Annotated in this window: 14 protein-coding genes and 1 pseudogene; 6 read left to right on the top strand and 9 right to left on the bottom strand. The window is 51.5% G+C overall.

Going from position 1 to position 14,013, the window contains the following annotated elements; all coding sequences use genetic code 11:
* Positions 1 to 104 precede the first annotated feature (104 nt).
* The 5 genes and pseudogenes from LWL52_RS05665 to LWL52_RS05645 all read right to left on the bottom strand — a co-directional run bounded on the left by LWL52_RS05665 (position 105) and on the right by LWL52_RS05645 (position 4,057).
* Complete coding sequence (locus tag LWL52_RS05665; RefSeq protein ID WP_242917762.1) at positions 105 to 2,171, bottom strand: glycoside hydrolase family 172 protein; 2,067 nt, start codon at positions 2,169 to 2,171, stop codon at positions 105 to 107.
* A 128-nt stretch (positions 2,172 to 2,299) separates the two neighbouring features.
* Positions 2,300 to 2,567 (bottom strand): annotated as a pseudogene (locus tag LWL52_RS05660) (DUF6717 family protein); the annotation flags it as partial.
* Between the two features lie 362 nt (positions 2,568 to 2,929).
* Positions 2,930 to 3,226 carry an alpha/beta hydrolase gene (locus LWL52_RS05655; RefSeq protein WP_242920657.1) on the bottom strand — a complete coding sequence of 99 codons (297 nt, stop codon included), beginning with the start codon at positions 3,224 to 3,226 and terminating at the stop codon, positions 2,930 to 2,932.
* Between the two features lie 102 nt (positions 3,227 to 3,328).
* Positions 3,329 to 3,556 carry an alpha/beta hydrolase family protein gene (locus LWL52_RS05650; protein ID WP_242917758.1) on the bottom strand — a complete coding sequence of 76 codons (228 nt, stop codon included), beginning with the start codon at positions 3,554 to 3,556 and terminating at the stop codon, positions 3,329 to 3,331.
* Between the two features lie 132 nt (positions 3,557 to 3,688).
* A complete protein-coding gene (locus tag LWL52_RS05645) occupies positions 3,689 to 4,057 on the bottom strand; it encodes a hypothetical protein (RefSeq protein ID WP_242917756.1) in 369 nt (122 codons plus the stop codon).
* Positions 4,058 to 4,298: 241 nt separating this feature from the next.
* On the opposite strand from LWL52_RS05645, the gene LWL52_RS05640 reads away from it, so the two are divergent.
* On the top strand, positions 4,299 to 4,727 hold the full coding sequence (locus LWL52_RS05640) for a tellurite resistance TerB family protein (protein WP_242917754.1): 429 nt from the start codon (positions 4,299 to 4,301) through the stop codon (positions 4,725 to 4,727).
* 555 nt (positions 4,728 to 5,282) lie between these two features.
* Positions 5,283 to 5,606, top strand: a complete 324-nt coding sequence (locus LWL52_RS05635) for a hypothetical protein (protein ID WP_242917752.1) — start codon at positions 5,283 to 5,285, stop codon at positions 5,604 to 5,606.
* A gap of 94 nt (positions 5,607 to 5,700) precedes the next feature.
* On the opposite strand, the gene LWL52_RS05630 is transcribed toward LWL52_RS05635, so the two are convergent.
* Positions 5,701 to 6,573 (bottom strand): aldo/keto reductase, encoded by an 873-nt coding sequence (locus tag LWL52_RS05630; RefSeq protein ID WP_242917749.1) that lies wholly within the window; start codon positions 6,571 to 6,573, stop codon positions 5,701 to 5,703.
* A 116-nt stretch (positions 6,574 to 6,689) separates the two neighbouring features.
* Entirely contained in the window at positions 6,690 to 7,250 is a 561-nt protein-coding gene (locus tag LWL52_RS05625; RefSeq protein ID WP_242917747.1) for a DUF1543 domain-containing protein, read from the bottom strand.
* A 294-nt stretch (positions 7,251 to 7,544) separates the two neighbouring features.
* Between LWL52_RS05625 and LWL52_RS05620 the strand changes: the two genes are divergently transcribed.
* Together LWL52_RS05620 and LWL52_RS05615 are read left to right on the top strand one after the other, a co-directional pair.
* On the top strand, positions 7,545 to 9,101 hold the full coding sequence (locus LWL52_RS05620; protein ID WP_242917745.1) for a protein adenylyltransferase SelO: 1,557 nt from the start codon (positions 7,545 to 7,547) through the stop codon (positions 9,099 to 9,101).
* A gap of 134 nt (positions 9,102 to 9,235) precedes the next feature.
* Positions 9,236 to 9,658 (top strand): hypothetical protein, encoded by a 423-nt coding sequence (locus tag LWL52_RS05615; RefSeq protein ID WP_242917743.1) that lies wholly within the window; start codon positions 9,236 to 9,238, stop codon positions 9,656 to 9,658.
* An 84-nt stretch (positions 9,659 to 9,742) separates the two neighbouring features.
* On the opposite strand, the gene LWL52_RS05610 is transcribed toward LWL52_RS05615, so the two are convergent.
* On the bottom strand, positions 9,743 to 10,363 hold the full coding sequence (locus LWL52_RS05610) for a hypothetical protein (protein WP_242920655.1): 621 nt from the start codon (positions 10,361 to 10,363) through the stop codon (positions 9,743 to 9,745).
* A gap of 433 nt (positions 10,364 to 10,796) precedes the next feature.
* Between LWL52_RS05610 and LWL52_RS05605 the strand changes: the two genes are divergently transcribed.
* On the top strand, positions 10,797 to 12,734 hold the full coding sequence (locus LWL52_RS05605) for a right-handed parallel beta-helix repeat-containing protein (RefSeq protein ID WP_242917741.1): 1,938 nt from the start codon (positions 10,797 to 10,799) through the stop codon (positions 12,732 to 12,734).
* A gap of 80 nt (positions 12,735 to 12,814) precedes the next feature.
* Here LWL52_RS05605 and LWL52_RS05600 read toward each other — a convergent pair whose 3' ends face one another.
* Positions 12,815 to 13,072, bottom strand: coding sequence for a hypothetical protein (locus LWL52_RS05600; protein ID WP_242917739.1), 258 nt, complete (start codon positions 13,070 to 13,072; stop codon positions 12,815 to 12,817).
* A 217-nt stretch (positions 13,073 to 13,289) separates the two neighbouring features.
* Here LWL52_RS05600 and LWL52_RS05595 point away from each other — a divergent pair, with 217 nt between their 5' ends.
* On the top strand, positions 13,290 to 13,910 hold the full coding sequence (locus LWL52_RS05595) for an HAD family hydrolase (RefSeq protein WP_242917737.1): 621 nt from the start codon (positions 13,290 to 13,292) through the stop codon (positions 13,908 to 13,910).
* Positions 13,911 to 14,013: the final 103 nt, after the last annotated feature.

Genomic DNA, 14,013 nt, shown 5'->3' with positions numbered 1-14,013 from the left:
CTCGCTGCAGGAACCGCCGGATCTTTTATATAGAAGCCATTAAAGCCACCGCCATACCTGCTGCATAGTAAGTATGGCAGTGGCTTTGATAGTATACCTCCGGCTTAGATGGCTTCCAGGTTTACGAAGTCGATCATCATGTTCTGCCCGTATCCTTCCGTCGGCAGCCACTTAAATTCCAGCACCTGTTTCCCCGGCTTCAGCTCAAATGTGCCCAGTTCGATCGGTTCGGCTTTTCCGGGCTTTACGTCGCTTTTGAAGTTGAGCTCCTGCTTTACGGGTTGGCCGTTCACGGCCGTCTGAAACCGGCCGCCTTCCGGAGACCGGACCACCTGCATCACCAGTTTATACTTACCCGGCTTCTGAATATGGAAGGAAGCTGCCAGTTTGTTTTCCTTTTTGGGCTCTCCGTTCCAGATCAGCACCTTATGCCCGCTTACCTGATCAAACAGGCGTTCATCTACAAACCAATCCGTGTTTTCCCAGCCACCCGTGTTCTTCTCCACTTTCATATTTTCCCCTTCTATCACACCGGGTACGCGGTACGCTTCAAATGGCGTTTCATAGCCATAGAGTTCGGCCACAGGCGTTGATTGGATGGGGTCTTTGCCGCCTTTGTCGAGGTACCAGTAGGTGGTTACGGCATACTGCGTGGGCCACTTATCCGGGAAGTATTTTTCGAGGTAGCCTTTGAAGGATGTCTGAAACGGCACATTGTCGATGACCTGCCAGCGGTTGAGCGACTGGTAGCCCATGTTGCCCTCGGTGTGGTTCTGGCTGTGGAAGGCTCGCGTAAAATAGTCGGGCATGCACCAGGCATAGCCAAAATAGTCCTCGGTTCCGGTGCCAAACGTGGACGGAAACTTCTCGCCATCTACAAAGAACTTCTCGTCGCCTTCGCCCCACCACCAGCTGCCTTCGCCGCCATACTGCTTGTTAGATCCGCCTTTCGGATTCCAGACCAGCAGCGACATGCCCAGGAAACGGCCTTTGCCTGCGGTTTCCAAAACGGTCCAGTCAGGCCAGCGAGCTGTATCAGCGGGCGGAGCCAGGTTGCGGTGCCATTTGGCATGGAAACGACTCATGTTCTGCCCGGTGCCGCTCAGTTTCTCCAACCCGATAACTAAATTCACGGTAACCGGCTGATCAAAATTATTAGTAAGCGTGATGGTGGCCGATTGTTGGAAAGGCATGTACCAGTAGCTGTACATGGCCTCCTTCGTCATCCCCATCGGCAAAGTTCGGTAAAGATTGTAGCCTGGTGCCGAACCAAAAAAGTCTCCGATGGGCGACCACACGGCAGCCTCTTTTTCGTCATCCCAATTTATCTGCAAAGTCAGTTTGCGAAGCGCTTCGTCCAGCCGGCTCTTATTTTCCACCTGCAGTTGCGCCCGCAAAGTATGGATGGCCTTTGGGCCGCTAATCGTGATGGTTTTAGCCCCGCCTGCGGGAATGGTTTCAACTACTTCTTTTGTCTCCGTAGCTTTCACCGGATAAGGCAGCTCACCGAGCCGGCTAGCAAAAAAACGGTTTGCCGTAGCTAAGGCTGCCTTGTTATCTGGAGAGGGCTTGGGGTTAAAGGCTTCAACCTTGGTGTCTTTCGGGAAAGTGATATAATTGAAATGGTAGTACTGCCCCCATTCCGGCTCGGCCACGATCTTGCAGGATTTCTGGTAGGTAATAGGCACGTAGTTATTGAAGCCGCGCGCTTTTGTTTCATACACCAGTTGGGAGTAGCCGAAGGCCGGCGTAGCTGTAGTGTCGAAATATTGAATGAACGGCAGGTCCAATACAGGCGTTGGCTGCCCATCGAGGTAGATCTTGACATAGCCTTTGCCCGGGCTGGCCGACCACATGCGCACAATGACACCGGGGCCTTCCATTTCGGCCAGCACCATGTTCTTGCCTTCCTTGCGAATGTACTGTGGGTTGAGGCCATCGTCGTTGGCATCCCAGAAGATAAACTTTCCGTTGGCGTTTACCTTGCTGCGGCGGTCGTAGCTCGACCACATGGCACTTTTCTCGCCCGGCTCCGGCGACACGGCTAAGGCTTTCAGATCGGTGAGCCTGCTCACCAGGTCGGCATAGCGGATTTGTTTGGCCTGGCTGAAAAGGCGCGGACTTATGGCCAGTAAAATGACCAGCAACAGCAGTTTTGTTCCAGCTTTCATTGATTTATAGGTGTAAAGGCATTGCAGATGCATTCTTAGTCAGGTCCGGAAGATTGAACGCGCACCTGTCTAAAATTTATACTTCCAGGCTCCCTTTGCGGGTCCGCCCGACCATTCCTCCTTCACACCTATTCTACGGCCCGGAAGTAGATTATATCCGGAAACTTGCCCAGGGCATACAAGGTCACATCGCAGAGCCACACAGATGTTATGTGGTGCCCGATAGGTTGGTAGTAGGCACCACTGCCGGGCTCTCCCACTGTTATGCGCTTCATCACCAGTGCCCCGGCAAACGGCTGCTCACGCATCTCTACTACCACATCATGGCTGCCCCTGGCCAGGTAACCCAGCATGTCGTCGGCGCCGGCAACCATGGCCAGGTCTCCTTTGGGCCCAGTCGGGCAGGTCAATATACCAGGTACCGTGGGGCTCTTTGTAAAAACGGAACCTGGTAATCTCCGCCTCCTGGCTATCCACCGAGGCGAGCAAGGCTGCTATCATCATTATGCTCATCAATCCGGTCATAGTAGCGAAACAGAGGGCTTTTAGGCAAAGTTTCGATAGGTTGGCACACCCATTAATAAGAAAGCTGAGACCAGCAGGTAGCGGGTATTCTTACCGGGCAATGCATATGAAATCGTTGTAAATTCAGCATCAGAAAGAGACTGGATATACTTGCCGGATGTGCGCTTTATGTCATGAACCAGGCCACTGCACGATCAGCAACAGCAACCGGAACTTCGTGGCCGCCTTCAAACTTAATGTACGTTATAACTTAGGCCCTGCTGTTGTAGCTGCGGCACAATACGCCTGCTGCAGGCATTGATGGGCAATACCGTGTCGTGCAAACCATGCGAGATAAAAATGGCAGGACTTCCTTTCGTTTCGTGTGTAAAGGCAAAACCTGGTGAAAAGGCAATGATGTGGGTGAACAGATCGCCATTCGTTAAGCCCAGACTAAACGCATAGGAAGCGCCATCTGAAAACCCGCCAATGGCTACGCGCGTCGGATCAACAGCGTAGTTATCAAAGGTATAGGCAAGCGCCTGATCAATATAGCGTGCGTCCGGTCCAAACGCATTGCTGGCAATAATATCCCAGGAGTATAACCTGGAAGCAGGTGCTACCAGAATGATATTCTTTTCATCTGCGTAGCGCTACAGTAACAGCAGGCCCTGCCCGGCACTACCGCCGGCCCCATGCAACATAACAGCCAGTGCAGCGGGTTGGCCGCTGTGATAGCCCTGCGGAACATACATGAGCCCATCCTTCTCTTTGTCGAGGCCCAGCGGTTGTGTGCCCCTGGCTCCTGCTTTCTTGCTGGCTGGTTTTCCGAGTGTTGCCGTTAACCTACCAGTATCATACCTGTGTCTTTCTGCCATCATGCCCTGGCTTCGTTTTAAGGATCACGCTTAAAGTATACTTACGGCAAAGTCCCGGATGGCTTTATACTTACTACCCACTTTTAAATCAAAAAAGGAGCCAAAAGGCTCCCTTTTTTGATCAGTATGCTTCCCTTAAATCCTGTCGGAGATTTCTGATTTGCCTACTGCCTCGAAATGCGTGGCCTGCTTGATGGTCTTTTCTTTGCCTTCTGCATCCTCGTAAGAGCGCTCTTCCACTTCCACAGATAGCGACTTTCCTTTCAGCTCTTTCGAATCTACCTCAGTTTTGGCAATTCCGACCGCTTTGAGGAAAGCCGCCAGGATAGGCTGCCCGGGTTCGCTCAGGTAAAACCGCTGGTTCACAAAGCCCTCTTCATTTTCGAGGCGGCAGTTTATAAATGGAATATCCTTGTTTTCACTTTTGCCTTCTTCCACTTCCGTGATCTTGACCACATGTCGTCCTTCCGGCAAGAATGGTTTTTCATCTATCTTCAGCTTCATATGTTTTATCGTTAGTTTTGCTAATTTTATACGCATTTTATACTTATAAGTTGGATAATATTTCAATTAACAGCTCATAATGCTATTATTTTTAGTATTTAAGAAGTGTATTTTTCAATTTTTTTCTTCCTTCGTTCGAAAAAATGGAACAAGAATAACAAATGCGCGGAAGATAAAGTACTTACCTTTGACGTATAAACCGAAAGCAATGGAAGGTATTTTCAATACAAAAGGCAGGTCTGTGGCAACCCCTTCACAGGCCTATGTCCCACAAAATGAGCAGGAGGCCTGGATAGCGATCATGCAGGCCTGCATCGCCGTGGATGATCATGTAGCCGATGAAGAACTCGACGTGTTGGCACAAACCTTAGCCACTAAGAAGCTTTTTGAAGGACATGATATCATGGCCTACAGCCGAACGGTTTTCTATGCGCATGCCCAATATGGCAGTAAAGTATTGATCGATAACTCGGTAGACAAAATTGCCCCTGAGAACAGGGCGACGCTTTTTGCCCTGACCATCCAGCTGGTGCTTTCCGACTGCGTAATCACTGATCAGGAAAAGGAACTGATCACGTACCTCTACTCTGCCCTGGAGCTGGAAGCGGACCTGGCGCAGAAAATAGTCTCCACCATCCTGATCATGAACAAAGGAAATACCTGCACCTAGCGCCAGACTACTTTTCTAAACTTCAGGCCGGCAAGTTTAAAAGCTTGGTGCCCCGTTCCCGCCGCGTCGAGCTGCAACGCCCTTTTACCGGTATAACAGGAGGTAAGCAGCCTGCTTGCTGAAGTTGCCGTCAGCGCCAAATAACACTGATTCTGCTCCGCATAGCTATCTCAAACGGCTAACTGACAACCCGTAATTTTGCCTGCGCCGGCCTTAAAAGCGATAACAGACTCTTCCCGATTCTTACCTGGTTGTTGCCGGGCAGCGCCGTTCACCATTATTATGGCATAGATCACGGACCTTGTGTTAACAGCATGCCGGGCAGTTTAGAAGTCCAGGCTTTGCTATACTTTGATCCTGCTTTGCTGGGCGGGTAAGCGCACGTGCAGCAACTGCCGGTTAGCATATGGAGGAGCTTCGGGAAGACAAAATTGTACAGGATCGACTGCTTTTTATTTGATCGAAATGGCGCTTTCCCCGTAAAAAGTAATTCCCCCCATGGCACTGCCCGGGGTAAAGAAAGTGAATGTTCTACAAACCAAAAGGAGACAAACGATGAGCACGAATAACAGAAATATCGAGAACGAAGGAAATTTTGACGAGAATAAGAATGTAAGCGGCCGTCCGCAGGGCACCAACTCCGGACCTGTAGCCGGAGGCGCCGACAATACACGCGGTGAAAACAAACCCAGCCACGAAGGATCGAGCGCCGGTGCTAAAAAAGGAAAAAACACTCCCGACAATAACAGTCCGCAGGGCTCGCATGCAAATAAAACCACCTCGCGCGGTGCTGACAGCAGCGACAAAGAGTTCCGCAACAACCAGCCAAACGCCAGCACCACAAATAACAGCAAAGGGCTGGGAAATAAAAAAGACTAAGCTTTACCGGTTATACTTTTAATACGTAACCGCAGAAACAGCAAACGCCCCGGCACTCCCGGGGCGTTTGCTGTTTCTGCAAGTATGGCTATGGTTATTTGGCGGCTTGCTTTACCTTATCCAGCAGTTTCATGTCTTCGTCTGACAAAGGAATTGAAGCCGCCTTATAATTCTCTTCCAGGTGCTTTACTTTGGATGTGCCCGGGATGAGCAGGATATTGGCGGCATGATGCAAAAGCCAGCTCAGCGCTACCTGGTGTGCGGTGGCGTTATACTTCCGGCCCACCTGCTGCAGCGTTTCCACAGCGCCCACATTGCCGGCGTTAATAGGGTTCCAGGGGATAAAGGCCATGTTCTGCTCCCGGCAGTACACCAGTTCCTCTTCCCACTTCCTAAAATCCACGCTATACTTGTTCTGCACCGATACCACTTCAAAATATTCCTGCGCCTTTTTGATCTGGTCTACCGTTACTTCCGAAAGGCCGATGTGTCGCACCAGGCCCTCCTCCTGCACCCGCTGTAAAAATTCCAGGGTTTTCTCGTAAGGCACATTCGGGTCGACGCGGTGCAACTGGTAGAGGTCAATCCTATCCTGTTTTAAGCGTTTCATACTTCCCTCCAGCGCCCGCTGCAGGTAGTCGGGGTCGGCATTGATGGGCCATACATTAGGACCTGTACGGGTCAGCCCCCCCTTTGTAGCAATCACCAGGCCCTTGGGATAGGGATAGAGCGCCTCGGCAATAAGCTCCTCCGACACGTTGGGGCCATAGCTGTCGGCCGTATCGATGAAATTGATTCCTAGTTCCACGGTCCGTTGCAGCACCCGGATCGCTTCGTCGTGGTCTTTGGGTGGCCCCCAGATGCCTTCGCCTGTGATGCGCATGGCGCCAAACCCCATCCTGTTCACGGTCAGGTCGCCGCCAAGCGTATAGTTCTTCTCAAATGTAGTTGCTGTTGCGTCTGCCATATACTTAAGTTTGTTTAAATGATATTGATTCATTTAGTGTACGGCGCCGCTACCGGCTAGTTAAAAGATGGGCTGTGGCTTACCTGCAGCAACGTATACCTGGCAAAGAAAATGGCTTAGAGCTTGTGCAGCTGGAAATATCCCAGGTGCAGCTCGTCCTCGTTTGTTTCGGCGGCGGTGAGGAGAAGGCTATACTTACGCTTGTCGGCTTCCGGCAGGATGTCTTTTACCTGGTAGAGCTCGTCCACATCTACCCCGAATTTATCATCGATATGCGACGTAGCCCCCGCAAAGCCCGTGTGCTGATAAAAAGCCGTTTGCTTGGCCTGCTTGATAGCGGTGGCATTATCGGGCGCCACGGCCAGCATTTTATAATGAAACTCATCAAACTCGCCGGCTCTATAACCGCCCAGGTTCAGGAAAAACAGTTTCGGGCCTTCTGCTTCTGCAACCGCTTCTTCTCTGGGAACCACCTGCACGCGGTAACCGTCCACAGCCGTTACTTCCCGCCAGGCATCCACATGGATGTTGCCTTTCGCTTCGGGCCAGAAGTCTTTTATGGCCGGCACCAGGTCTCTTAGCGCAGGCGCAATGCCAAAGAACATGTCGTGTTGCTCTGTGTTTCTGCCCGCCGGACGGCAGCCGAGCATCAGCATAAAAAGTTTTACCTCTTGCATTTTTTGCGGCGTAACGCCTTTAAAGGATTGACTATCGTTTCTGTATTATGACTATAACAGTGGTTTCTCAAGCTACGGAGCAGGCATATTGCAGCCGTTTATACCTGGCCAACCCACCCCGGCGCATAGGCCGAAGCAGGGAACAAAATAAGGTAAAAATTCCAATTGCTGCTGCCTTTTAACCACCTTTGCCAAAATCAACTTTTCTCCCCTTGTTTATGTTGATGAATTGCACTGGAAATTCAATCCCACGGATTCTTTTACCGGCATAAACACGAAACTGCAAGTATACCTATGGAGAGCCTTATCTCGAAAACCTATAAGAACGACTTTGTAACCACCTTTGCTGGAGATAAAACCGGCGATCTGACGCCGCGCCAGACACCCGGCGTTTTATACAGTACCGTCGCCCCCACTCCGGTCAGCAAGCCTGCGCTGCTGGCCTGGTCCGAGGAGCTGGCCCAGCAGCTAGGCATCCTCAAACCAATTACGCAACAGGAAATAGATGTGCTGGGCGGCAATTTTGTAACGGAGTCCATGCAGCCGTATGCGGCCCGGTATGGCGGACATCAGTTTGGTAGCTGGGCCGGCCAGCTGGGCGACGGCCGTGCCATGACCTTGGGCGAGTGGGTAATTACCGAAGGCCAGGTATGGGAACTGCAACTGAAAGGGGCCGGGCCTACGCCTTACTCCCGCCGGGCCGATGGCCGGGCAGTGCTTCGCTCTTCGGTGCGGGAATACCTGATGAGCGAGGCCATGCATTACCTGGGCGTGCCCACCACCCGGGCCCTGAGCCTTGTAACGACAGGCGAGCCGGTACTGCGCGACATGTTTTATAACGGCAATGCGGCCCACGAGCCCGGTGCCGTAGTGCTGCGGGCAGCGCCCAGTTTCCTGCGCTTCGGCAACTTTGAACTGCTCAACGCCCGCAAAGAAACTGACAACCTGCAGCAGCTCCTCGATTGGACCATTGCCCGGTACTTCCCACATATTACGGGCGAAGACAAGGTGCTGACCTGGTTTAAAGAAGTGATCGAGCGCACGGCCACGCTGATGGTGGCCTGGCAACGGGTGGGATTTGTGCATGGCGTAATGAACACCGACAACATGTCTATACTTGGCCTCACCATCGACTATGGCCCCTACTCCTTCCTGGATGATTACGACCTGGATTTTACGCCAAACACCACCGACCTGCCCGGCAGAAGGTATGCTTTTGGCAGGCAGCCGGCCATTGCGCAATGGAATTTGGGTTGCCTGGCAGGGGCCTTGCTGCCGGTTATCGGGAAGGATGCTTTGCTGGAAGCCCTGGAAACTTATAACACCCTTTACTGGACGAAATATTATGCCATGATGGGCCAAAAACTCGGGCTCGACCAGGTTACTGCGACTGATATCCCCTTGATCAAACAGCTGGAAGAAACGCTGGCCACGATCAAGCCCGACATGACCATCTTCTACCAGCTGCTCATTGAGCTGCCGCTCAGCCTGGAAAACGAGCAGGCCGCGGAATCGCATTTTAAGGACGCTTTATATGACGAACTGAAACCCGAAGAACGCACCCGCCTTTATACCTTGCTGACAAACTACCTGGCGCGGCTGAATAAAAATACGATCCGTCGGGACGATTCCCAGCAGCTGATGCGCCAGGCAAACCCGCGATTTATACTTCGCAACTACCTGCTGCACCAGGCCATTGAGGAGCTGGAAAGCGGAAAAGAGGACTTGTTCCGAAAGCTGCAGCAAGCCCTGAAAGATCCGTATTCCAAAAACTTTGAGGAGTTCTTCCAGGCCCGGCCCGGCTGGGCCTCGCAGAAAGCGGGCTGTTCGATGCTGTCCTGCAGTTCTTAAAGTGTACCCGGTTGCGCCCTGCCGCATTGGGAATAGCGTGCGGCATTAGCGATATCCTGCTTATCTTCGCAGGCAAAACAGTACCGCCCTCCTTTTAAAGTGAAGTATAAGAGAGCAGGTCTAGTAGATAAAGTATGAAACTAACAGGAAATATTACTGCCATCAAGCAGAAGCGCGATAACTCAAACCAGGACATCGCCCTTGCCATAAATAAGATCGCCTACGTGACGCATAAAAAGGATGGCAAGTATTACCAGCCTTTTGAATTTGAGGATGAACTGCCTGCCCCGCTTGTTATCACCGGCGATTGTCTGGCACGCATCCCCAACACCTACCTGGAGGAAGGGGAATATGAATTCCAGGTATTCGACAAAACAGGCGATGCGTATGTGCTCAACGAAAACAAAGCGCTTGCCATTACGACAGCCTATGATTTTGATGAGCAGCTGACAATCCTCTCCTCTGTTTCGTACGTGGTGACGATTTCGAACGAAGAATTCAAGCAGCTTAAAACCGATCGGGCCAAGGCCGGCAAATCAAAAAAAGGAAAGCGCTAACCCATACGCAAGTATGAATCAAGCATTATCGCCCTGCGGCCCTAAAGCAACAACCCTGCCCTTTACCGGGGCAGGGTTGTTGCTTTAGGGCTTGCTTTTAGCCGCCGGCTTCGCTTTTTCCATGGGTGGGCTAATCATGATGTGGGCAGCAGCAGTACCCGGATGCATGAGCCAAGGCATGCCTTCTGCCTCGGGCTTGAGCGATAGGCCGGTTGTTTCGGCTGTGGCGTAGGGTACATACACCACATACCGCAGGTAGCCATTTTTTACCACACCGGTGCCGGCGTTATAGTTTTCGGCGGGCGCAGAGAACACATACAGGGCCGCCGGCTGTTTGGGCATGGGCAACTTACCGCTTTTTGCCTCCTGCTCGCGGGCCTCAAAAACCTCTTCCGATGTTTTACCGGCCTTTTTCAGCTCCCGCCCCCGCGCCATAAAAGGCTCGAGGTCTTTGTGGTAGCAAGCCACTGAAAATCCTTTCTGATTAGGATCATCGGCCAGGCAGATCAGCTCGTTGGTGCCTTTGCGCAGCTCTATCAATTCGCCTTTCGCATTATACCCGAGCACAGCCGCGCCGTCCCGAAGCTCTGCCGGCGCAGCTAAAACAGCCGCTTTTATCTGTGCTTCCGTCGAAGGAACACCTGATTGTGCCTGTGCCCAGAAACCGGCCAGGGCCATAACCGCAGTTACTAGTAATTTTTTCATCATTTTATCTTTTTGTTATAGTTGCTCTTTGTGGTTCCACTTAAAGTTACGTTGTTTATTGGCAGGATTCAAATGCCAGCAACCCCTTACTTTAAAGCGAGTATACTCTTAGTATAGTGTTGCAGGTAAATGACTTACGTATTCCGTGCGCTTGAGGTCATGAAGCCTCCGTTTGACATTGTGTGGCAGGCTTTTCCTGCGGACCGTGCTTACTGTTTTATACTTCTTATACTTACTAGCTTAACTTTACTGCCCGGGGAGCAATTTATACTACCTTCTTTGCCTGCCCAATCTGAAAGGGCAGAAATTCTCTCAAAAAGCAACTTTTGTGCTGGCGTCTAAAAGCCTTTCCTCACTTTCCCTGATCCCAAGCGATCCCTGCATCAACCCTCTCCCTTTCTGCTGATGTGAAATACGCTTAACCCCACTTACCATGCGCCGATTTTTACTTACCTTATGGCTACTGCTGGTACTCGCAACCGGCTCCCTGAAGGCGGCTACTTATTATGTAAGCACTTTAGGAAAAGACACCAATTCCGGAACTTCCATGACCAGTGCCTGGCGAAGTATAGCGAAGGTTAACCGCACCGTGTTCCTGCCCGGCGATATTATTTTGTTCGAGGGTGGTAAAACGTTTACAGGCGGGCTATACTTTGGCTCTTCCGCAGGTGTTGCTGGCAAAGTAAAGGGCACCTCCACCAAACCCATCGTATTCGGCTCGTATGGCACCGGCCGGGCCATTATCAGCAGCGGAACAGTCAGTGGGTTTAAAGGCTACAACACAGCCGGTTTTAAGATCAACAACCTCATTTTTAAAGGCCCCGGCCGCACGCTGACCAGCCAGAATGGGATCGAGTTTTATACCGATGTCCCCAGTACAGTGCTCACTTATATCAATATCGTTAATGTAGACGTGTCCGGTTACCGGGGCGCAGGCATTATCATCGGGAGTTGGTCCAGCCTGACAGCCGGTTTCGGGAGCGTAACCATCAGCGACAGCAGGGTGCATGATAACGCAGAGGTAGGCATTACGGTGTATGGCCAGTTAGGACTGGTTCATAAGAACGTCATCGTCCGCAATACCAAAGTATATAACAATGCCGGCCGGCCGGACATCACCACCGAGCAAACAGGTAGCGGCATCCTGCTCAGCGATGTGGATGGCGCCACCATCGAGTACTGCGAGGCCTATAACAATGGCTGGCTGAATGCCTCGACCGGCAACGGGCCGATCGGCATCTGGGGCTACCGCTGCAACAACCTGGTTATCCAGCGCAACGAGTCGCACCACAACAAGACGGGCACCACCAAAGATGGCGGCGGCTTTGACCTGGATGGTGGCTGCACCAACAGCACCATGCAGTATAACTATTCCCACAACAACGATGGCGCCGGCTTTTTGCTGGGACAGTATGTGGGGGCACCCACTATGAAAGGGCTGACCGTGCGCTACAATATCACTGAAAATGATGGTCGCAAAAATGATTACGGCGGCATTCACATCTGGTCCTCGGGCTCGAACGGCGGCATTCAGGATGCGCACATTTACAACAACACCGTCTATATCACTCCTTCTCTCAATGCCTCTCCCAAAGCCATCATGGTCCGAAGCGCCGGGTTCCGGAATGTACGGTTCCGAAACAACATTGTGCAGGCAACCGGTGGGGTGCAGCTCATCCGCTTCAATTATTCCACCGACGTGCGCTTTGAAGGGAATGACTACTGGCCGACAGGCGGCACGTTCCGGATTCTCTGGCTCGGAAAGACCTATACTTCGCTGAGCACCTGGCGCACGGCTACTGGCCAGGAAAAGCGCAGCGGCGTAAATACCGGCTATTCGCTTGATCCGGGCCTGACTGACCCGGGCAAAGGCGTAACCATCGGCAACCCCAAACTGCTTTATACCCTGAGCGGCTATAAACTAAAATCCACTTCGGCGCTCATTGGAAAAGGACTTGATCTGAAAACCCTGCTCGGCATCAGCGTGGGATCTCAGGATTTCTTTGGCAATAACATCACGCTGCTGACAAGCTTCAGCATCGGGGCACACCAGCCCAACACGGCTGCCACCCTGCTTGCCAGTGAAGTGCCTGATCCGGGCGCCGCAAAGGCGCTGCAGGTTGCCGTTTACCCGAACCCGGTCAGCGAAAAAGCGGCCATCACTTTTTGGATGACAAAACATGAGCCGTACGAGCTGGACGTTTATACAATAAGTGGCGCAAGAATTCGCCGCATCAGCGAGGGGATGGGCATAGCCGGAAATGAATACAAGTATGATTTTGACAGCCGCAATTTACCCGGTGGCTTATACATTGTGCGGCTCTCAACCGGATCGGGCGTGAAAACGGCAAAAGTGCTTGTGCAGAAATAATCGCGCTACTTTCCGGCTGCAAAGCGGCACACCAGTCTTTTCAGGCGCAAGCCACGCCTATTAAAGACCTGGTGTGCCGTTTAAGCGTCCAGCATACTTCCCATGTCGATCATATCGAAGTATGGCTCTGCAATTTGCAGCGTACTGGCCGTTTTAGCGAATTGCCCGATTACCTGCATGCCGTTCTTTTCCCAGCGTTCGAAAAACTCGTGCTGGAAAGAATAGAGCGTGACCGTCCAGTCGCTCTGTTGCCGTTGCGAGAGCAAAATCCCATCTTTCATCAAAACCTCCGCCTGGCTCCAGGAGGGCAGGCGGGCAAACAATGACGACTCTATCATAACAAAAGCATTCCATCAGCAAGTAGCTCTGTTGGCAGGCCGTAAGCCTGGCAAAGCACCAGGCCCCGCAGCACCAGCCACTTCAGTTCCTTTTTCACCTTTACAGAAATTTATCTAACAACCCTGCTTACCCATTCTCACCGTTATCCGTACCTATTCTTTGCAAACACGCAGCGGCCGGTGGGCCCCACGGTGATAATTTAGGCAAAACAAACTGATGGCTGATACTGCAGGAGAAATAAATGTTGTTGTCTTCGATCTGAACGGCACTTTTTATAACAAGAGTTCCAAGGATGAATTCTTTAAATTTGTTTGCACTAAAAAACCTCAGAACGCTTTGTTCTTTTTTCAGATGGCCTACTATAAGCTCTTGCTGAAACTGCACAAGATCAGGCAAACCGAATTTAAAGAGAACTTTTTCAATTACCTCGACAACCTGCCCCCCGAGCAGGTAGAAGCCTATGCCGTAGAGTTCTGGAACAAGGAATACCCCGAGAATTTTAACCAGGAACTAAAAAGCCATTTTGATGCGCTGAAAGCCCAGGGTACGCAGCTTTTTTGCGCCACCGGCGCCCTGGAAGTATATGTAAAGCCTTTGTTTGAGTTATACCCCGTGGACGGCTTTGCGGGCACAAAAGCTACTTACGTGCAGCATACTTACAAAGTGGAAGGCAAAGCCTGCAAAGAAGAAGAGAAACTGAAAAGGATAAACGAACACTTCCACGGTAAACCCTTCCATTTGCAGGAAGCTTACTCCGACAGCAAGGAAGCCATCCTGAAGGAAGCGACCAAAGCCTTCCTAGTGAAGGATGGCAAAATCACGCCTTACAAAGAATAAACCCTCCATCCCCTCTAAATAATTATTTTGACCTTTGTGCCGGCTACAAAAGTCGGCGCATACTTGCCTTTGCCTGTCTCTTGCTGCATTCTTCCCTAAAGAA

Origin of the sequence: Pontibacter liquoris, from assembly GCF_022758235.1 — a bacterium.
GTDB lineage: Bacteria > Bacteroidota > Bacteroidia > Cytophagales > Hymenobacteraceae > Pontibacter > Pontibacter liquoris.
Note: the sequence above shows the minus strand (reverse complement) of the source record. Positions and strands in the feature narration are given on the sequence as shown.

Coding starts and splice junctions, on each gene's coding strand:
- LWL52_RS05600 (WP_242917739.1), bottom strand. CDS start 13,072: ATGATAGAGTCGTCATTGTTTGCCCGCCTGCCCTCCTGGAGCCAGGCG.
- LWL52_RS05665 (WP_242917762.1), bottom strand. CDS start 2,171: ATGAAAGCTGGAACAAAACTGCTGTTGCTGGTCATTTTACTGGCCATA.
- LWL52_RS05630 (WP_242917749.1), bottom strand. CDS start 6,573: ATGGCAGACGCAACAGCAACTACATTTGAGAAGAACTATACGCTTGGC.
- LWL52_RS05605 (WP_242917741.1), top strand. CDS start 10,797: ATGCGCCGATTTTTACTTACCTTATGGCTACTGCTGGTACTCGCAACC.
- LWL52_RS05625 (WP_242917747.1), bottom strand. CDS start 7,250: ATGCAAGAGGTAAAACTTTTTATGCTGATGCTCGGCTGCCGTCCGGCG.
- LWL52_RS05635 (WP_242917752.1), top strand. CDS start 5,283: ATGAGCACGAATAACAGAAATATCGAGAACGAAGGAAATTTTGACGAG.
- LWL52_RS05615 (WP_242917743.1), top strand. CDS start 9,236: ATGAAACTAACAGGAAATATTACTGCCATCAAGCAGAAGCGCGATAAC.
- LWL52_RS05610 (WP_242920655.1), bottom strand. CDS start 10,363: ATGAAAAAATTACTAGTAACTGCGGTTATGGCCCTGGCCGGTTTCTGG.
- LWL52_RS05620 (WP_242917745.1), top strand. CDS start 7,545: ATGGAGAGCCTTATCTCGAAAACCTATAAGAACGACTTTGTAACCACC.
- LWL52_RS05650 (WP_242917758.1), bottom strand. CDS start 3,556: ATGATGGCAGAAAGACACAGGTATGATACTGGTAGGTTAACGGCAACA.
- LWL52_RS05645 (WP_242917756.1), bottom strand. CDS start 4,057: ATGAAGCTGAAGATAGATGAAAAACCATTCTTGCCGGAAGGACGACAT.
- LWL52_RS05595 (WP_242917737.1), top strand. CDS start 13,290: ATGGCTGATACTGCAGGAGAAATAAATGTTGTTGTCTTCGATCTGAAC.